This window comes from Novosphingobium pentaromativorans US6-1 (assembly GCF_000767465.1).
GTDB classification, from domain to species: domain Bacteria; phylum Pseudomonadota; class Alphaproteobacteria; order Sphingomonadales; family Sphingomonadaceae; genus Novosphingobium; species Novosphingobium pentaromativorans.
In genome coordinates this window covers 130,767-151,498 of sequence record NZ_CP009293.1, presented here as the reverse complement: position 1 = coordinate 151,498, position 20,732 = coordinate 130,767, and the positions used below count along the sequence as shown (strand labels likewise).

The 20,732-nt window shown below is 62.9% G+C and carries 10 protein-coding genes and 1 pseudogene; 7 read left to right on the top strand and 4 right to left on the bottom strand.

Annotated features, from left to right (window positions below; all coding sequences use genetic code 11):
• Positions 1–157: 157 nt before the first annotated feature.
• Together JI59_RS22600 and JI59_RS22595 are read left to right on the top strand one after the other, a co-directional pair.
• Positions 158–904: an ABC transporter ATP-binding protein gene (locus tag JI59_RS22600; RefSeq protein ID WP_007015663.1), complete on the top strand. Its 747-nt coding sequence runs from the start codon at positions 158–160 to the stop codon at positions 902–904.
• Positions 905–919: 15 nt separating this feature from the next.
• Positions 920–2,032, top strand: a complete 1,113-nt coding sequence (locus JI59_RS22595) for a SufD family Fe-S cluster assembly protein (protein WP_007015664.1) — start codon at positions 920–922, stop codon at positions 2,030–2,032.
• 261 nt (positions 2,033–2,293) lie between these two features.
• Here JI59_RS22595 and ppsA read toward each other — a convergent pair whose 3' ends face one another.
• Positions 2,294–4,747, bottom strand: coding sequence for a phosphoenolpyruvate synthase (gene ppsA, locus JI59_RS22590; protein ID WP_007015666.1), 2,454 nt, complete (start codon positions 4,745–4,747; stop codon positions 2,294–2,296).
• Positions 4,748–5,080: 333 nt separating this feature from the next.
• On the opposite strand from ppsA, the gene JI59_RS22585 reads away from it, so the two are divergent.
• A complete protein-coding gene (locus JI59_RS22585) occupies positions 5,081–6,007 on the top strand; it encodes a 1-phosphofructokinase family hexose kinase (RefSeq protein WP_039858731.1) in 927 nt (308 codons plus the stop codon).
• 37 nt (positions 6,008–6,044) lie between these two features.
• Here the strand turns inward: JI59_RS22585 and JI59_RS22580 are convergent, their stop codons facing one another.
• Positions 6,045–14,357 (bottom strand): GH36-type glycosyl hydrolase domain-containing protein, encoded by an 8,313-nt coding sequence (locus JI59_RS22580; protein WP_239000645.1) that lies wholly within the window; start codon positions 14,355–14,357, stop codon positions 6,045–6,047.
• A gap of 141 nt (positions 14,358–14,498) precedes the next feature.
• Positions 14,499–15,512 (bottom strand): universal stress protein, encoded by a 1,014-nt coding sequence (locus tag JI59_RS25830; RefSeq protein ID WP_052118043.1) that lies wholly within the window; start codon positions 15,510–15,512, stop codon positions 14,499–14,501.
• A 320-nt stretch (positions 15,513–15,832) separates the two neighbouring features.
• Here JI59_RS25830 and JI59_RS22570 point away from each other — a divergent pair, with 320 nt between their 5' ends.
• The 4 genes and pseudogenes from JI59_RS22570 (at position 15,833) to JI59_RS22555 (ending at position 19,834) form a co-directional block, all read left to right on the top strand.
• Entirely contained in the window at positions 15,833–16,084 is a 252-nt protein-coding gene (locus tag JI59_RS22570; protein WP_039858768.1) for a hypothetical protein, read from the top strand.
• 56 nt (positions 16,085–16,140) lie between these two features.
• On the top strand, positions 16,141–17,760 hold the full coding sequence (locus JI59_RS22565; protein WP_239000644.1) for a bifunctional aminoglycoside phosphotransferase/ATP-binding protein: 1,620 nt from the start codon (positions 16,141–16,143) through the stop codon (positions 17,758–17,760).
• Positions 17,761–17,990: 230 nt separating this feature from the next.
• Positions 17,991–18,821, top strand: a complete 831-nt coding sequence (locus JI59_RS22560; RefSeq protein ID WP_007015675.1) for a universal stress protein — start codon at positions 17,991–17,993, stop codon at positions 18,819–18,821.
• Between the two features lie 30 nt (positions 18,822–18,851).
• Positions 18,852–19,834, top strand: a pseudogene (locus tag JI59_RS22555) (zinc-dependent alcohol dehydrogenase family protein).
• 77 nt (positions 19,835–19,911) lie between these two features.
• Here JI59_RS22555 and JI59_RS22550 read toward each other — a convergent pair.
• Positions 19,912–20,712, bottom strand: coding sequence for a BON domain-containing protein (locus JI59_RS22550; protein ID WP_238532660.1), 801 nt, complete (start codon positions 20,710–20,712; stop codon positions 19,912–19,914).
• Positions 20,713–20,732: the final 20 nt, after the last annotated feature.

Genomic DNA, 20,732 nt, shown 5'->3' with positions numbered 1-20,732 from the left:
CGGCGACGCGTGTCCACAGGGTAGTTTATTCCGACCCGAACCGACTCTTTGCGTGCGCGTTATAATGCGCATCGTTTGCAGCACCCCGAACTACGTATCCTTACAGATATTCGGGGGGCCATCGACGTGAGAGCTTGGTAGCAAAGGAGTTCCACGTTTGACCGATATCCTCCTGGAGATCCGCAATCTGCACGTTTCAGCAGACGGCCTGCCTGTCCTGCACGGCGTGGATTTCACGATCCCGATCGGTGAAACGCATGTGCTGTTCGGCCCGAACGGATCGGGCAAATCTTCGCTCCTCGCGACGATCATGGGCCTTGTGCCCTATCGGGTCACGAGCGGGGAGATCTGGTTCAAGGGTCGGCGTATCGATGCGCTGTCCGTCGATCAACGCGCACAGATGGGCCTCGGTATGTCGTTTCAGCGGCCGCCGGCCTTGGAAGGCGTCACGGTCGAGGCATTCACGGCGGCGATCGGATCCACCGCGCTGCTGGAAACGGAAGCCTTGGCGCTCGATTTCAGCGGCTTTGCCGAACGCGATGTCAATGTCGGGTTCTCAGGCGGCGAGATCAAACGATGGGAGATTCTGAAGCTTTTCCTCAAGCGTCCCGATCTGTGCCTTTTCGACGAACCGGAGAGCGGGGTAGACCTCGAGCATATCGCGGCCGTCGGCAAAGCCATCGACAGGTTGCTCGGGGCCGATACACCCGCCGATCCGCAACGTACCGCGCTTGTGATCACCCATACCGGCTTCATTCTGGACTATATTCACGCCGATGTTGGCCATCTGATGGTCGACGGCCGGATTGTCGGCGCCGGAGATCCACGCACCCTGTTCAGCCACATCAAGGCGCACGGCTACTCTTTGCCGCCGGCCGGCGCAGATATTCAGCAAGCGATCTGAAGGAAGGAATTTTTCGTGGCCAGTCTGCTCGACGACGATATCTCTCCGGAAGAAAAGCAGCAGCTTACTCGCGTCGGCTACAGCGTCGAAGGCGAGCACAGCGGAACGTGCGTGCTAGTGAACCAGGAGGTTCGCCATATCACGGTCAATGACCCTGACGTTGAAATCCTCCCGCTCAAGGGCGCGCTGGCGCGCTACGACTGGGTGCAGGATCTCATGTTTCACCTGATCGACCCGGCTGAGAACGAGCATGTCGCCCAGGCCGCCGAAAGCCGCCATACCCCGGTCGGTCACTTCATCCGCATCCGCAAGGGCACAAAAGTACGGCTGCCCGTGCAGGTCTTCACGCTGCTCGAGACACCGCAGGGTCGCCAGTTCCATCACAACATCACGGTCGTTGAGGAAGGCGCCGAAGTCGAAATGATCTCCGGATCCGCAGTCCCGGCGTCGGTTCATACCGGACACCATCTCTCGATCTCCGAGACCTACCTTCGGGAAGGCGCGACATGCCGCTCCGTGTCCATCGAACACTGGGGATCAGCGATGGAGGTCCATAGTTACGCACGCACCCACGTCGGCAAGGACGCGCGCGTCATTGAAAGCAATATCCAGGTGTCTCCCCTCAAACATCATTACTCGCAAAGCCGCACCGTCATTGAAGACGGCGGCGTCTCAAACGACCAGTCAGTCATCTTTGCGCCGGCCGGTACCGAACGCGTCATGGAGAGCGAGATCCATCTCAAGGGCGTCGGCGCGCGCTCGGCGAGCATCACACGCATGGTCACGGGCGGCGGCACCATCGTCAATCGCACCACCCTCGTCGGCGAAGGGCGGGACACGCGGGGCTTCCTCGGCTGCAACGGACTGAAGCTCAGCGACGAGGGAGAGATTCTGTCGGTGCCGGCGTTGGGAGCCCGCAGCGCCCAGGCTCAGCTGTCGCACGAGGCCTCTATCGGCATGATCGACCAGGCCAAACTTTCCTACCTGATGGTGAGTGGGATGAGCGAGGACGCGGCGAGGGATCTGATCATCCAGGGCTTCCTCAATCTCGACGCCCAGCAGCTCCCGGAAGCCATCCGCATCGAGGTCAGTCGAACGATTGCGGCCGCAAACTCCGGCTCTATGTGAAGCTGGCTATCGCTTTGCAGCGTGATCGCCGATATCAGCACCGCCAGCTTCAAAAATCATCGGGTTAAGCGCTCGCTATTCATCGACGTTTCCCGTTTCCGGCTCAGAGTGACGAGACTGACAGCCAATGTCCACTAGCAGGGCGAGGCCATCGTCACAGCCGGCGCGGGCCTTCATGCAGTCTACCGCGAGACCGGCGCCATCAGCTCCCGTTTGGTTGTGCTGGTCCTGCGCACCCTGCCCTGCATTCCTCAGGGACGGTCATCGCCCTTCGCTCCGCGTATGTTCTGCTTTCGCCACATGCAGCAAGGTGGACACGAAACTGTCAGGGTTGAGCGAAATGGAATCGATTCCATGGTCGACCAGAAAGGCCGCGAAATCGGGGTGATCGCTCGGCGCCTGCCCACAAATTCCAACCTTGATGCCACAGGCATGGGCACGCTGGATGACATCGGCGATCGTGCGGGTCACCGCCTCGTTGCGCTCATCGAAAAGCGGCGCGAGGAGCGCTGAGTCACGGTCCACGCCGAGCAACAACTGGGTCAGGTCATTCGACCCGATGGAGAAGCCATCAAAACGGGCTGCGAAGTCCTCGGCCAGGATGACGTTCGAGGGGATCTCGCACATCATATAGACCTGAAGCCCCTCGTCGTGACGACCGAAGCCATGCCGCGACATTTCGGCAAGCACTTTATCGGCCTCGAGCGGCGTCCGGCAGAACGGCACCATCGCGATAATATTCTTGAAGCCCATATGCTCTCGGGCCCTCTTGAGCGCCCGGCATTCAAGCCCGAAGCCATCGCGGTACCGCTCATCATAGTAGCGCGACGCGCCTCGGAAGCCGAGCATCGGATTCTCTTCGGTCGGCTCAAATCCGGCGCCCCCGATCAGGTGCGCATATTCGTTGGTTTTGAAATCGCTCAGCCGAACGATGACCGGCTTGGGATAATGGGCCGCCGCGATGCGCGCGATCCCGCGCGCCAATGTCTCGATGAAATACGCCTTTCCGTCGGGGAAGCCTTGCGTCAGGGCATCGATCTGCCGGTGCGCCTCAGCATCCCGGACCTGCTCAGGATGGACAAGGGCCATCGGATGGACCTTGATAAGGTTGCTGATGATAAACTCCATGCGCGCGAGACCGACGCCGCTGCTGGGTAACCGCCACCAGCGGAATGCCGCCGAGGGGCTTGCGACATTCACCATCAACTCGGTCCCGACTTCGGGAAGCTCCCCGATGCTCAGTTCCTCATTCCGGAACGGAATTTCACCATCATAAACCGTGCCCCGGTCCCCTTCCGCGCAGGAGAGCGTCACCGCCTGCCCTTCGTGCAGCAACTGAGTGGCCGTGCCTGTTCCCACAATGGCGGGGACGCCGAGTTCGCGACTGACAATGGCGGCATGGCTCGTCGCGCCCCCATGATCGGTGATGATGCCGGCAGCGCGCTTCATCACCGGCACCCAGTCGGGATCGGTCATTTCAGCGACGAGAACAGCTCCATCGCGGAAGCCGACAATGTCCTTAGGATCGCGGATGAGGCAGACCTCGCCGCTGGCGATCGCCTCTCCAACCGCGGCTCCGGTCAGAAGAGGCGTTCCGGACCGTTCAAGCCGATAGGTTCTCAGCGTCGTCGTATCGCGTAAGGATTGCACGGTTTCCGGCCGGGCCTGGACGATGAACAGCTCACCCGTTTCACCGTCCTTCGCCCATTCCATGTCCATCGGCTGGCCGTAATGCTCTTCGATAATGATTGCCCAGCGTGTCAGTTCGAGGATTTCCTCGTCTTCCAGCACAAATCGCGATCGTTCCGACGAGACGGTATCGACGATATTCGTCCGCGCACTTCCTCCGGATGCGTAAATGAGCTTGCGGGCTTTCTCACCCAGGCGCTTCTCGACGATGGGATGGCAATACCCATTCATGGCGAGCGGCTTGAAGACGACATAGTCGTCCGGGTCCACCGATCCCTGGACGACGGTCTCCCCCAGCCCCCACGCTGCGCTGATGACGGCCACATCGGGAAAGCCGGTCTCGGGATCGATCGAGAACATCACACCCGCACCGGCCAGATCGGATCTCACCATCAACTGGATGCCGATCGACAGCGCGACATCGAGATGGTCGAAACCCTTTGCCTCGCGATACGCTATCGCGCGATCGGTAAACAACGAGGCGTAGCAGCGCCGGCAGGCATCCAGCAGCGCTCGTTCTCCCAAGACATTGAGGAATGTCTCCTGCTGCCCGGCAAAGCTTGCATCCGCCAGATCCTCAGCAGTCGCGCTCGATCGCACCGCAAGCGCGACTTCCTTCTTGCCTGACCGGCGGGACAGCGCGCGATAGGCATCCCGAATAGCGGCTGCAACGTCTTCGGGCAGGTCAGCGTCGAGGAACAGGCGCCGGATCGCTTCGCCGGTATCCTGTAAGGTGGATTGCCCTGCCCGGAATGCCTCGATCGATGCATTGAGCGGAGATCGGATGTCATGCGCCTCGACCAAGGCCCTGTAAGCGTTCGCAGTCGTGGCAAAACCACCCGGAACGCGGATACCGCGATGTTGCAGAGCGCTGATCATCTCACCAAGCGAAGCGTTCTTGCCGCCGACACTGGCGACATCGGTTTTGCGCGCATTTTCGAGCCAGACAATATAAGGGCCGCCACCGTCAGCCAGAAAGGCATCCGCCGGCGGGGTTTGAACTGCGCTGATTGAATGAGTCTGCATGACCTCAGCATGACGCCTCAGTCCTGCACGGATATAAGGGATATCCCCAAGTCCGAGGCGATGATGGAGGGACGACGCTTGGTGGCGAACTCGCGGAAATAGGAGATGCTGTCGCCAACGCTCGCGAGAGGATTGACATTATGTGCAAAGGAGATGCCGCATCAAGCGTCATAAAACCACATCACGCGCGGAACCACGTCGAACCTAGCGTCGCGGAGGCGGATCTTCATTCCGAGGGCAAGCCGCGCATCTTTCTTGACCAGCGCCCCGCCGCTTGAAAATGTCACCGATAAGGAGAGGCGCCCATCGAAACGAGCATGACCAGGAGCGTTGATGACGAATATAGTGACAGTGACCCTCAACCCCGCCATCGACGGCGCATGTGCGGCGCAGGAAGTGCGACATACGCATAAGATCCGGACCACCAATGAACGCTATGATGCAGGTGGAGGCGGAATCAATGTGGGCCGGGTCATACAAAGATTGGGCGGAGACGTGATTGCCGTCTATCTTGCCGGCGGCGCGACAGGGACGGTGCTGAACAGTCTCGTCGACCAGTATGCGCTCCCCCGGCTGTGCATCGATATCGAAGATCACACGCGGATCAGCCTTGCGGTTCATGAAGCCAGCACAGGCCGGGAATATCGCTTCGTGCCCGAGGGGCCACACATTGCCGAGACAGAATGGCAGACCTGCCTCAATGCTTTGGAATCCCTCGACTTTGATTGGCTTGTCTTGAGCGGGTCCCTGCCAAGAGGCGTTCCGGAGGATTTCTATATATGGGCCGGCGATGTCGCACGGAGCCGTGGGGCACGTGTCGTTCTCGACACATCGGGTCCAGCGCTCGCACGCACCCTGGCCTCTGGCGGGATCTTCCTCGTGAAACCGAGTCTGGGAGAGTTCGAACAGTTGATGGGCACGCCCTTGCGCGACCCGGACACGCTAATGGCGGCCGCTCGATCGCTCATGGCGCGGGGCCAGACGACTCATCTTGCCGTCACGATGGGCCATGATGGCGCCCTGCTCGCGAACGCGGATGAGGTATTGCGCCTGCCGGCAATCGCCGTCGCGGCGCAAAGCGCAGTTGGTGCAGGCGACAGCTTTGTCGGGGCGATGACCCATGCCCTTGCCACCGGGCATAGCGCGCACAACGCCTTCAGGTACGGGCTGGCCGCAGGAACAGCGGCGGTGATGACGCCGGGCAATGATCTTTGTCACCGCGATGATGTGGAACAGCTATTCGCCCGGTCGACGCAATAAGCGAGACCGCATCTGGTGATCAAGTTCCATACAGCGCTCAGGTTCCGGCTGGCGGGACGAGCTCGACATGGACAATCCTCGTGCTGCCATCGTCGGGGAACGGGATGATCGCCTCGTCCCACACCGCCCCATCCACCCTGATCCGTTCCACGCCGGTCGCGAGGCCGGCCGGATTATCCACCCGGATCTGCAGGCTTCCCGACGCGCGTGTGACGCGGGCCTCAAAATGCGACCAAGTCGGCGGCAGGCAGCACGACATGGCGATTCCGCCTTCCACCAGCCGCAGTCCCAATATCTCTTCAATCGCCCAACGCCAGACCCAGCCAGCAGCGCCGGTGTACCAGCTCCAGCCCCCGCGCCCGACATGCGGGGCCGCCCCAGCAACATCGCCCGCAAGCACATAGGGTTCGGTTCTGTACACCGCGGTCTCGACAGGGCTGCGGCCATGGTTGATCGGATTGATACGCTCGAACAGCGCCATCGAGCCCTGGCCGTCACCCAGTCGCGCGGTGGCAATGCCGAGCCATGCAGCGGCATGCGTATATTGCCCGCCATTCTCGCGGATGCCCGGCGGGTAAGCCTTGATATAACCTGGATCGCGCGGCGTCCGGTCGAACGGCGGTGTCAGCAGCCGGATGATGCGATCGTCATCACGCACCAATTCCCGTCTCGCGGCGGCAACCGCGCGACCGGCCCGCGCCTTGTCGCCTGCGCCGGACAGAACCGCCCAGGATTGCGCGATCGCGTCAATCCGGCATTCTTCATCGTTGTGCGATCCCCAGGCACGACCATCATCATCGAATGCGCGCAGATACCAATCGCCGTCCCATCCGGACCGTTCGATGGCTTCTCCCAACCTGCTCGCGCGCTGCGTCCAGCGGTCCGCGAGTTCCGGGCGGCTCGTGCCGCACAGTCTCACAAAACCATCGATCGCCGTGATCAGGAACCATCCCAGCCAAACGCTCTCGCCGCGACCATGCTCGCCGACCCGATTCATCCCGTCATTCCAGTCGCCGGCTCCCATGAGCGGGAGACCGTGTGCGCCCAGGCGATAACCGCGATCGAGCGCGCGTTCGCAATGCTCAAATAGCGAAGCCCGGTAATCGGTTACATCGAAGCGGGCATAGCGATCGGATTCTCCTTCGGAAAGCTGCGGGCCGCGCAGGAAGGGCAGCTCTTCATCGAGGATCGCGCGGTCACCCGTCGCCTCGACATAGGTCGCGGTCGCATAGGGCAACCACAGCATGTCGTCCGAGCAGCGCGTCCTCACGCCGCGATCGAAGGGCGGATGCCACCAGTGGAGGACATCGCCTTCCTCGAACTGGTGCGCGGCCGCCGCGAGGATTTGCGCGCGTGCCGCCCCCGGATCACTGTGGAGAAGCGCCAGCACATCTTGCAACTGGTCACGATAGCCAAAAGCGCCGCCGGCCTGGTAGAAGCCGGCGCGCGCACGAACCCGAGCGCTGGTCACCTGATAGGGTAGCCAGCGATTGACCATGATATCGAACGCTGGGTCAGGCGTGGTCACGCAAACCGCGCCGAGGCGGGTCTCCCAGGCTTGGCACACCTGCACAATGCCGCGATCGATCGCCGCAGGATCCTGCCAACGTTGCGCGAGCGCGACCGCATGGGCGCGGTCCGTGCCCTGTCCAAGCACGAAGCAAACCTCGGCTGTCTCACCCGGGGCGATATCGAGATGGACCTGCAGCGCCGCGCAGCAATCGCCGCCGGCCGCCTGCTGCCGCCCGCCCAGGTCCCATTTGTCCAGACCCTGCGGACGGCGCGCATCGCCGTCACGCCCAATGAAGTCCGAGCGCGACGTCGTCACGCTGTGTGGCGGCACCGTGCTCGTCAGAAAAGCAGTCCGATCCTGGAACTCCTCGTTCCACGGATTGGTGGCGAGAAGCACATGCGCGCCCGCATCATAGTCCGCAGCACGCAGCGGCGCCGATTCGCCGCGCACAGCGCCGAGCAACCACTCGGCATAATAGGTCGCAGTAACCCGGCGAGTTCGGGGGAGGAGATTGCGCAGACGCAGGCGGACGAGCTTCACCGGATCGTCACTTGGAACGGCAACGGTCAATTCCTGGGCAAGGCCCTCGCTCTCTCGCTCCCAGATCGTGTAGCCGGCACCGTGGCGCACCCGCGCGGCGGAATCGCCCCCGGCCGGTTGTGGGGTGGTCGTCCACACCCGCCCGTTCTCCTCGTCTCGCACATAGAGGATTTCCCCCTGCGTGTCTTTGACTGGGTCGTTGTGCCAGGGAGTGATGCGGTTCTCACCGCTGTTGGTCGCCCAGCTGAACCCGAGTCCCGCCTCCGTGACGATCGTGCCGAACCCGCTGTTGGCGAGCACATTCGACCAGGGTGCAGGCGTTTGCACCCCAGGCGCAAGCGCGACGACATACTCCCTCCCGCCGTCCGTGAAGCCGCCCAGTCCGTTATCGAAGGCGAGGCTTTCCCTCGAAGGTGACGCTCCTGGCGCTGGCACCTCGACCGGCCCCTCCGGCACGACAGGCGTGAACCGAGGGCCCGACAACGGCTCGGCGTCAAGACGCGAAAGCTGATCGGCGATAGACCCTCCCCGCTCATCGAGCCGAAGATGCGCGGAGCGCTCGAGCAGCCGCGCGCGGTCGCCATCGGCACGGTCGATGCCGACCAAATGGACGCCGCCATTCTGGCCCAGCTGATCCTGGACGCCCGCATCCCGCAGGACCGCCAGCAAACGTTCGCGTACCGGCTCGAGATAGCCCTCGGCGCCTTCGTGCATTACGACAAGATCGACGGCCACGCCGCGATGCCGCCAGAGCTGATGCGCGGAAAGCAGGAACCGCAGCAGGCCCGACCGCTCCGTGTCTCCTCCGCCTAGCAGGAGGATCGGATGATCGCCCGATATACCAAGCGCCCAGAGATCTTGGCGGCTCGCTCTCCCCCTGCCCACGCCCTCGTAAGTCGCTCGTGGCGGTGCGGGTTGAAGTAGCCGGGACAACAGCTTCTGGGCCTCGGGAACGCGATGAGGCGCGAGCCCTAGCGTATGCAACTCGCGCGCCACCGCGGTTGCCGCGTCGCTTACCGCCCAGTCCATGGACGGGATCGTTGTGTACCGCTCCGCGATCTCCTGCACGGTCTCGCGGGATCCGGCCGCGATCGTCAGGAATGCGATCTCACGTCGGCCGAAGGGCGGTATCTCAATCTCCGCCTGCAGGCCGATCACCGGATCGAGCGTCCAGCCAAGACCACCGGGCAAGCTGTCGCGGTTCAATGCCGCCGGCGCTGATTCATGACCGTGCCGACCCAGAAATGCGAGGCGATCGGTTTCGACGCCTCGCACGCGCAGGCCTGGCTCATCGGCGATCGCGCGGTGAAGGAGCACCGGGGGGCTTTCCTTCGGATCGCGTGCGCGGCGGCTGAACAGAAGACCGTCCATTGCGGGGAGCATTTCGCTGCCAACGAACAGCTTGCTGAAGGCAGGGTGGCGCGCGGCATCGGCGGCCGGCGCAAGAACGACCTCGGCATAGCTCGTGAAATCGATGGTGCGCGTCCGATCGGTTTCATTGACGACCATGATGCGGCGGATCTCGACATCGTCGCCGTGCGCGATCGAGACGGTCATGCTGGTGGCGATGCCATGATCGCGTCGGTGATATTCGACTTGATGCTCGTGGAATCGAGTGTGAACGTCAGTCGCTCCCGAGCGGATCGGCTCCGGACCGGCGGACCATAGCGCGCCCGAAGCCCGTTCCCGCAGATAAATCGACATCCCGCTGCCGGAGGGAGATGCGTCCGACCGTGTCAGCGCGTGCCGACGCCAGTGGAGACTGCCACTCCCGCCCTCGGCCAGGCGGCTCGCCATGCGGCCGTTGCCGATAACATGAACCGCGATCGTTCGACCTGAGGTTTCCGCCGGCCAGCTGTGCAGGGGAGGGATGGCGCCCTCCGGCACCGGCGCAACTTCGCGTGTTTCGATCCGCGAGATTTCGGGAGGCAGTTCCCAGGGGATGCGCTCGTTCAGCAGCAGGTCGATCGTGCGGATATGCGGATCTGCATGGAACCAGTCGACGAATATGTCGCCGCACAAGGCATTGCCCATCGCCGCCAATGCCATGCCCTGATGATGGGCCATATAGGAACGGACGATCGCGAATCGGTCGCCTGCCGGAACCCGCTCCGGCGTGAAATCGACCGCTTCGTAGAAGCCGTAGCGACCGATCAGTCCAAGCGCTGCGAGCTCGCGCATGTTCCGGATCGCTAGCCCCGGCCGCGCGGCCAGCGCCAGCGCGGTCGCGTAGGGCGCCACCACCAGGTCCCGCGACAGGCCCCGGCGCAAGCCGAGCGCGGGAACGCCAAAGGCGTGATAGCCATACACGCGATCGGCACCCATCGATGCGAAGGAGGATTCGGAAATACCCCAGGGGATATTGCGCGCAGCGCCATAGTCACGTTGCAGATCGACGGCGCTCCGATCGCTTTGTCCCAGCAATGTCTCCGGATCGCTGCGCAGGAACAGGTTGGGCATCAGATACTCGAACATCGAGCCGTTCCATGACACCAGAGCAAGCCCACGGGCCTGTTTGGTGATCGGACGGCCAAGCGAGAACCAATGCTCGGCAGGCACGTCTCCCTTGGAGATGGCAAAAAAGCTTGCCAGCCGCGCCTCGCTCGCGAGCAGATCGTAATGATGCGGGTCGATCCGATCGGCGCTCACATTATAGCCGATATTGAATAGCTTGGTCGTTGCATCAAACATCAGGGCAAAGTCCATCGCCTCGGCTTGCCTTGCAGCATCCGACGCAAGGCGTTCGAGATCATCGCGCAACGCCGCGGACGTGGCCGCTCCGAGGTCAAGTGCAGCGCCCAGTTCGCGCGCCCAATCACGGATACCGCCCTCCGCTTGGCTCTGTTCGAAGGCGGCGATGGTCGCGCGAGCCCGCAGGGCGGTCGCTTCCGAGCCCGCCGACAAGGCATCGACCAGCATCGGACGAAGCCCATCGGCGATTTCGGAGCAGCCTTCGGGCGGCGCCTCGAGAAGCGGCTGCCACGGCAGCAGAGTGTCGACATCGCGCTGCATCGCCCGAAGGTGATGATCCGCCCGCTCGACCCAGACCTGGACTTCGTGCAGCGCTTCGGTCGGAAGCATGTCCCCCATGGCGATGATGTGATGGACCTGGCCCTGCAGCTGCCCGCAATCCCGCTCGAGCAGGGTGCTGAGGCGCTGATGCCAGGCCGCCGGTTCCCCGGGCGCAGTCCTCGCGGATTCGCGCATCGCGGCGACGAGTTTGCGGCAGGCGCCGTCGCCATCGATGCCCTCCACGCCGAGCGCCTCGGCGAGAAGATCGAGCACATCGACAAAGCCATCCCAGCGCTGGAGCGAAAGAATCGGCGCACGCACCGCCTCGCGGCAGGCGCTCTTCGCGACCACCAGACTGACCGCCAGATTGCCGCTGTCGACGGCTGACACATACCGCGGTTCAAGCGCCTTTCCGGTGCGGGTATCGTACCAATTCAGCATATGGCCGCGATACCGCTCGAGACGGTCGAGGGTATCGAGGACGTTCCGCAGGCGGACAGCGACTTCGTTCGCACCGATATGGCCGAGCTTCCACGCTGTCAGCGTCGAGAGAATCATCATGCCGACATTGGTCGGCGATGTGCGATGCGCGGTCGCTTCGTCGGGAGGCGCCTGATAATTGTCAGGCGGAAGCCAATTGTCCTCGGGCCGCACGAATGTCTCGAAGAACAGCCATGTTCGCCGCGCGAGCCGACGCAGAAACAGGCGATCCTCACCATCCAGCGTCTCGACAGAACGCGCGACCGGACGCGTGATCCAGATGGCGATCTCGGGCGCGAGCAGCCAGAGCAGCAAGATAGGGCCCGCGATCAGCAGGACCTTCGGATCGGTCAATGCCAGCGCTCCGGCAATGACAATCGCGAAAAGGGGCGACACCCACATCGCGCGCCACGCGGCCCACCTCGGATCGAGCGTCGCGACATGGGCTGACATCTGCGCGGCCGCCGTCCATTCGAGAAGACGGCGCCTGGTAGCGAGCCGGGTGAGAGTGGTCACGATGGCCGAGAGTGCGATCGCGCTGTCGCTCACCAGGAAGGTGATCGCGAGGGCCCACCGGCCGGCATGGTCCGACAAGCGCCGCAGCACCCCCTGGAGCACGCCGCGCCGCCGGCCCTGGGCAAGGCCGGTCACCAGGTCGGTAAACAGATAGGCAGCCGGGGCAGCCAGCGCGAGCAATGTCCAGACAAGGGGATTACCCCCCAGCAGGAACCAGCCGCCGATCAGCAGGGCGACAAGGCTCGCCGGAACGACACTGCGCCGCAGATTGTCGAAGATCTTGAGCCGGTCGAACCATGTCAGGCGGTTGCGCACGCGGTTACCATCGGCGCCCGGGACCAAAGGAAACAGCCAGGCCACGATCTGCCAGTCCCCACGGACCCACCGGTGCCAGCGCCGGCTATAGTCGAGATAGCCTGCGGGAAATCCTTCATAGACGATGATGTCGCTGGCGAGCCCCGCCCGTCCGTGCAGACCTTCGAACAGATCGTGGCTCAGCAGCGTGTTTTCCGGGATGCGGCCAGCGAGGCTGCGTTCGAAGGCCGCGACATCGTAGATGCCCTTGCCGACGAATATGCCTGTTCCAAAAATGTCCTGATAGACGTCCGAAACCGCCCGGGAATAAATGTCGATCGCCGTGTCACCCCCGAAGAAATGGGTAAACAGCGACCGCCCACTGTTTTCGGGCGCGATCTCCACGCGTGGCTGAAGGATGGTGTATCCGCTCGACACCCGGCCTGAGCGCGGATCGAAATGGGCCATGTTGAGCGGGTGCGCGAGGGCGGCCACCATCTGGTTGACGACGCCGGGCGGCAATCGGGTATCGGCATCGGCGGTCACCACGAAGCGGAGACCGGCAAGGCGGCCGGGGTCACCGGTCGTAACGCTGAAAGGCGTCGATGTCCCGTGAAGGATCAGGGCGTTGAACTGCGCAAGCTTGCCCCGCTTTCGCTCCCACCCCATCCAACAGCCCTGGGCCGCGTTATAGAGCCGCGGCCGGTGGAGAAGATGAAAAGGACCCTTCCCGTCCGGGCCGGGATAGCGTCGATTGAGGCGGTCAATTCCTTCGATCAGCGCCCGTTCGATCGCGCCATCGCCAGGCATCGCTTCCGCATCAGCATCAGCATGATCGCTCAGCAGGACGAACCGGAGCGAGGGATCGGAGTTGGCCAGCCGATGACTTTCGATCCGCTGCAGCACAGGCGCGATATCGTCGACATTTCCAACAATGACGGGCATGACCACCGCGGTCCGGCAATCGGCGGCGATGCCCTTTTCAAAGTCGAGCTTGGGCAGCACGCGCGGCGCGACCAGCAAGGTCACGAGCCAATTGACGAAGGTCAAGCTCAGGACCGACGCCGGGATCGTGATCAAAGCGATTCCGATCAACCACGAGGAGAGCTTGGCCTCGACGGTCAGAAGATAGGCAGCGGGCAATATGAAGCCGGCGATGCCGACCAGAATGAGCGCGGCCGTATAGAGCGCGGCGGGATAGCGGGCCAACCACCGGCCAAGCGAGACAAATGTCAGCGCGCGCGCATGAAGAGCGTCCTCGAACGCCGGCCGGCCGGCACCGACCAGCCAGTAGCCGATGTGACCCGTGGGGAGATCGCCCTGGGTGTAACACTGGCTGAGCAGCCGCTCCGCCACATCCCACTCGCTCAGACCGCTGTGGGCTGCGAGCTGTTCGACGGCGTGCCGATACCGATCGCGGGTGTCGAAATCCATGCGCGCGTAGACGGCTGCCGGATCGCGTCGCAGGATGGCTTCCACCCTGCTGACCCGATCGAAGAACATTTTCCAGGGGATCGACGAGATGACCGCCAGATTGGCGATCGCCCTCGATACGCATTCGGTATCGTCTGCGCCTGCGGACAGCTGCCCCTCGGGGTGGATCTCGAAGGGCGGCGGCACATCCTTGAAGAGCCGTGCGAATCCCGCAATCAGCAGTTCCAGGCAGGCAAGCCGCAGCATTGTCGGGAATGCCCAGAGCTCGGCGATGCTGAGCGGCTCTTCATCCTGATACCGGTCGATAAACTCCACCGCCGAGCCAAGCGCGATTTGCAAGTGCGATGCGCGCAGCAGGGAATGGGCGAGCATGTAGACGCGCGGGGCTCCCCTCGCCTGCTCCCCGGCAATGCCCGGCAGCCGCTGGTAGAAGCTGGGGGGCAGGTCCTCGCCGATCTGCAGGATCGCACGCTGAACGTGGTAATCATTGTCCAGCAGCCATTCTGCGGCGACGGCGTTGCGGCTGTCAGCGGTGCTTGCTGCGTCTCGTGCACGCCTCAACCATTTTGGTAGCGAAGAAAGCTCGGCCCAAACCGGGACAGTCTCGGCGCGCGGCATCCGTCCGGCCAGTTGGTGTCGGATCGCACTTTCATCGGCCGACGCTGCAATTGGCGCAGCCGACCGGTCAATGTCCGCCATGCGTCAAGCTTGCCCGACCGAAGGACGCCGCAGATGGATGCTTTCGTCCCGCAATCCTGCGGTCTCGCTCTCCCGCGGGCGCACGATGAGAAGCGGAACGGGCGATTGCGCCATCAGATAGGCAGAGACGCTGCCATAGCGCAGGTCGGCATGATGCCGCCCGCCATGTCCCCGTGCAGACAGCACGACCAGATCGGCCGCCTCGCTGCGGATCAGGTCGACCAGGGAGGCACGGACGTCGTCGCTTCGATGCGACAGCGTGCGAACATGAACCCCATTCTGCGCAAGATAGGCTTTGACCCGCGCAAGATAGGCATTCGCTGTTCGCTCGTTGCGCTCGACGACACGGGTGCGAAGCTGGATGTCATCGGGCTCGAGCGGACCGATTTCGGTCAGTTCAGGCGTCGGCACGACATGAACGAGGATCAGTTCGGCATCGTTGGCTCTTGCCATCCGTACAGCGAGCGGAAGCACGCTTTCGGCCCAGGCGGAGCCATCCACTGGCACCAGGATCCGCCGGTAGCGCGGTACCGGATCGGCGGTGGCATCGTTGGGCACGAGCAAGATCGAGCCAGGCGCCCGCCCTGCGACATTGTGGACCGTGCTACCTATCCGACGTGGATCAACGTCTTCCCCCGCGCCACGTCCAAGAATGATGACGCATTCAGCCTTGCCGTTGGCGTAGCGGCAAATCTCATCGACGGTCCGGCCTTCCGCAAGGGCGATGTCGGCGCGCCGAGACGGCTCGCCCGCGATCATTGCGAGACCACCCAGCATTTTGCGAGCGTCATGACGGCGCATATCCCATTCGATTGGATCGGGCCGGGGGTCGCGCACGGCCTGAGCCTCGATAACCTGCAGCAATGTGACCGGCGCACCCAGCGCCTTGCCCACCGCAAGCGCGTGCGGGACAATGAAGTCGGCGTGCGGGCCGCGGCCCACGCAAGCAATGATGTTGAACGTTGCCTTGGCGGGCTCAGTCGTCACGATTGGCGAAAGCGTTTTGCATGCCGGCATGTCACGATCTCCTCTGGTCGTTCGTGAAACGCGACGTCTGCTCACGAGCAGGGCTTGTCGTGCGGGCAACAGGCACGCTCGCATCGAGCCAGCCGGGCCGCCGCTAATCGCGTCTTTCAATCCAGCGTGGCGGAACGACAGTCCTGCCGAAATACGGGGATTCCCGGATAGGATTACACGCGGACTGCGCCCCTTAGGATAAGGGATGAGCGAGCTTGTCGTTCCTTCTCCAAGATCCCGCGACCTCTAGGTAGACTCCCCAATAGGGCCGATTCTGGCCCAGCCCTAATCTTTGGCCCGATTCGGCATAGGAAATTCAAATGGCTCATGGACCTGCACTGGAAGTGCCGCGGCAGTCGGAGGCTCTGTCCGCGTTGGAACCGATCCTCGTCGCTCAACGGTTTTTGGCAGCGCCGATGACGTTTTACACTCTCTGGTGGACCGCGGTGGTCGATACTTTCTACCCACACATTCCGCGCCTTCCACACCCGCACCATTTTCATCAGGACCATGACCAGCTGGTCATACCCGAGCCGATTGAGGAAACAGGTGAGCATGCTCTGTTTGCCTGATCCCATTGGTGCCAGTCGATGCTCGTGCCGGAAGGATTGCGCGGATGGCGTGTTCGGTGGGAGTCTTGCCCACCGTGTTCTCCGCGCCCCGGGCCGGATCTGACCACATGGCGGCAAAGCGATCAGGAGCGCCCTGCCAAGACGCCCAGAAAGATATTATCGCCTTCCTCGAGAGCGGCGAGGCTTTCGACAGCCGCGAAATCCCCCGGCGCATCGACACCCACTGCGCCAGCATATTTCTCGAAGCGGATCGGGCGTGGAAGATCAAACGTGCTGTGACGTTCGGCTATCTCGACTTCTCTACGCCCCAGCGACGGCGCGACGCCCTTGAAACCGAACTGCGCCTCAACCGGCGGACAGCGCCGCAACTCTATCGTGCCGTGCATCCCATCAGCCAAAGCCCTGATGGCCACCTCGAAATCGGAGGCCTCGGAGATTCGATCGACTGGATTCTCGAGATGCAGCGCTTTCCCGACGATGCGTTGCTCAACGAGAAGGCCGTCCATGGGCATCTCGATGAGCGAATGCTGATGGCGCTCGCCGATCAGATTACCGCCTTCCATGCTGCAGCCGAAGTCTTTGCAGCCGACACTGGCTCGGCCCGCTTTCGCAGCGTGGTCCAAGGCAATGTCGACAGTATGGCGAGTTGCCCTGATATCCTCGATCCCGAGCAATCCAGCCTCCTCGGCAAGCAACTGCTCGATCTGACAGCGGAGATGGCGTCGTTACTCGATGCTCGCGGTGCACGGGGCCGCGTGCGCCACGCCCATGGCGATCTTCACCTCGCCAACATCGCTCTCATCGAGGACAGGCCCACGCTGTTCGACTGCCTCGAATTCAGCACCGAGCTCGCCACGATCGATGTCCTCTACGACCTCGCCTTCCTGTTGATGGACCTTTGGCACCGTAACCTGCGCACCGAAGCCAATCTCGTCTTCAATCGCTATCTGGATGTGTCAGGCGAAGATGAAGGTGGCATTGCGCTGATGCCGCTCTTCCTATCAGTGCGTGCCGCGATACGGGCCCATGTGCTTGCTGCGCAGGCGATGCGTGCCGGCGCTGAGCGATCGACGGTCGACAATGCCCGCAGCTATCTCGATCTGGCGCTCGCTCTCCTTCGGCCCGCGCGACCGCGACTGGTTGCTATCGGCGGATTGTCTGGAACGGGCAAATCCAGCTTGGCACGTGTGCTGGGCGGAGGCATCGGGCGCGCACCGGGAGCACGGATCCTTCGCAATGACGTTCTGCGTAAGCGTCTTGCCGGGCTTCCGCCCGAGGAGAGGCTGCCTCGGGGCAGCTATTCTGATCGGGCAGCCGAATTGGTCTATGACTGCGCTGACAAGCTGGGCCTAGCTGCCTTGTCCTGCGGGCAGTCCGTCGTTGTGGATGCAGTGTTCGCGCAGCGCTCCCATCGAATTGGAATCGAGGCGGTCGCCGAACGAGCCGATGTGCCCTTCAGCGGGCTGTGGCTTGAAGCGGCGTCAGATACCCGACTGCGTCGAGTCGAAGGGCGCGGTGCCGACGCATCGGATGCCGATGCCGCCGTTGCAAAGGCACAGGGCGATCTGACGATTGGCGATCTGGGGCAGTGGCAATGCATTTCGGCAACAGGTCCGCTCAGGGAGATGGCGGCCACCGCCCGCCGCATCCTGGGATCGCGCACCCACGAAGTATGAGTCATTGAGTGCAGTCGAACTTGTTTACCATCAATGCTCCAGCCGGATGGCAGTCGCAGCGTACAACAGCTCAGCCGCTCACGATCACGTGGCCAGCGCGGAGATAAGTATATCACCCGATATTTGGCTTTGGGCGGGCGGCTTAGATTTAGTGCGTATCCATTGGTTATGCCGGCCCGGTAATACGCGAACGCGGGCAGAGGCCGGAGATGATTACAGGAGATACCCCGATGAGCTATGCTACGATGATGGTCCACCTCGAGCTCGGCAAATCGAATGCCGATCTGCTGACGATCACCGGCGACCTCGCCGAGCGGTTTCAGGCGAGCGTAATCGGCATCGCCGCATGCCAGCCGATCCAATATGTCTATGGCGACGGCTTCATATCCGGCGCGGTGCTGGACCAAAATCGCGCGGAGATTCAGCAGGAGGCCGCCGCAGCTGAAACGGAATTCCGGGCGGTGCTCGGCGACAGAGTGACCGATCTCGACTGGCGGTTTGCGATTACCAGCGCATCGATCGCCGACTACATCGGCGAAGAGGTCCGCAGCGCGGATCTCCTGATCTCAAAACCGGACCGGGGCGGCTCTCTGCTCGATCGGACGCGAAACGTCGATATGGGTGACTTGATCATCCGCGCCGGTCGGCCGGTTCTTGTTGTGCCCGCCGGCGCGACCAGGCTCACACCTGACCGGGTGATGATTGCGTGGAAGGATAGCCGGGAGGCGAGGCGGGCAACGCTCGACGCCCTGCCCCTGCTGGAAATGGCATCGCACGTCACGCTCGTCGAGATCGCCTCGGAAGACGATACGGCGCAGGCGGGCAAGCGACTCGACGATGTCGCGGACTGGTTCAAGCGCCACGGTATCGCGGCTGTACCGCTTGTGGTGCGCGCCACAGGTGACGATGCGTCCGCGATCGAAGCCGTTGCGCAGGAGCAGTCCGCCGACGTGATCGTGGCGGGCGCCTACGGCCATAGCCGTCTGCGCGAATGGGTGATGGGTGGAGTCACCGCCGATCTTCTTCTGGCCGCCAACCGGTGCGCCCTCCTCTCCCATTAATAACAAAGCTGGCAAAGGTCTGACATCAACATGCAGGCGATGGTGCTGAACGAACTTGGTCGGCCCCTCGTCTGGACCGACCTTCCGGACGCTCGCCGGGACCGGGAGAGATCCGCGTCAAAGTCTCCGCATGCGCTGTCTGCCGGACCGATCTCCATGTTGTCGATGGCGATCTACCCAACCCCGTCCTTCCCATCATTCCCTGTCATGAAATCGTCGGCCGCATCGATGCGCTCGGTGAGGGCGTACGAGGACTGGGATTGGGAGACCGGGTCGGGATTCCCTGGCTTGGGCATAGTTGCGGAGCCTGTTCCTATTGCATGGCGGGGCGGGAAAACCTTTGCGACCACCCCCTTTTCACCGGTTTCACGCGCGATGGTGGGTTCGCGACGTCGGCGATCGCCGACGCGCGCTACGCCTTTCCACTCGGCAAGACAGATGATGACATGTCACTGGCCCCTCTTCTGTGCGCCGGCCTGATCGGCTGGCGCTCGCTCGTCATGGCCGGCGAAGGGCATCGGGTCGGGCTCTACGGGTTTGGCGCTGCCGCGCATATCGTCGCGCAGGTGGCGCGATGGCAGGGCCGTTCCGTTTTTGCTTTCACCCGCCCCGGGGATGTCACCACCCAGGCGTTCGCCAGATCCCTCGGTGTCACCTGGGCAGGCGGCTCCGACGAACAGCCGCCCGAGCCTCTTGACGCGGCCATCATCTATGCGACCTCCGGCGAGCTTGTTCCTGCTGCCCTCAAAGCACTGCGCAAAGGCGGACGCGTCGTGTGCGCCGGCATTCACATGAGCGAGATACCAGGCTTCCCCTATGACCTGTTGTGGGGAGAACGGCAGATAATGTCGGTCGCCAACCTGACGCGCCAGGATGGTCTCGACTTCCTCGGGCTGGCGCCGAGGATCGGCATCGTCACGCGTGCGAACCGCTATGCTCTCGATCAGGCCAATCAGGCGCTGAGCGACCTTAGAGCAGGACGGTTCGAAGGCGCGGCCGTCCTCGTTCCATAGCTTTGTCCGGGCCGGCTCCCGGCCGGCCCGGCTACCCATGATCGGACACGCACTGACGACCGAGCCGCTTTGAGGAATTAGGCGACCGTGATTTCGTTGCGGACATCGGTCACGCCGGGTGCGGCCCAGGCGGTTGCAGCAGCCACCTGCCTGTCATGGGGCGACGTAACCGTCCCTGCCAGAACGACCTTGCCATCATCCGCGCTGACCGTGACGGTCTTCGGATCGAAAAACCACGACCGATGCAGCGCATGCATGATCTCGTCGCTGATATTGTTCACGTCGACCTTGCGCTTGATCGCGACCTTATTGGAAATGCCGCTCACGCCATTCAGGCGCAGGAGTGCCTGCGAGGCATTGTCTTTCTGGTAGTGCCAGTCGACCTCGCCGGTCAGCGTAATCCATCCCTTTTCGACCTGCGCCTTGATGGCATCGCGCGGAAGAGAGACATCCCACGCGAGTCGATGAACCGCTGCTGCCGCGATTTCCTCGTCCGGGCGCTTCGCATGGGCGGGCAGCCGAACCTCGATTTCCTCGACCACGGCCTTGACGCCCTTCACCCTGCGGGCAGCACCTTCCGCTGCATGCTTTTCGGCGACACTGGTAACGTGGCCGCTCAGCGTGACCACGCCATTATCAGCCGCGACTCCGATATGGGCTGCGGTGACGCTGGGCTCCCAGGTCAACTCGGCGAGAACGCTTTCCTGAAGATGACGATCCTTGGACATGATGCTTCTCCGTAAGTCTTTGAACGCTCGGAACGTTTCGACATTAGGTTGAGCGGCCGATTGATGGATAAATCGACGCGGCAAGCGCAGGGCAAAGTCGCCTTTTACTGCCCGGAGCCCGTCGCGACGCAGTCTTAGCGCCACGCACATGAGCGGCATTCCGTAAGTTT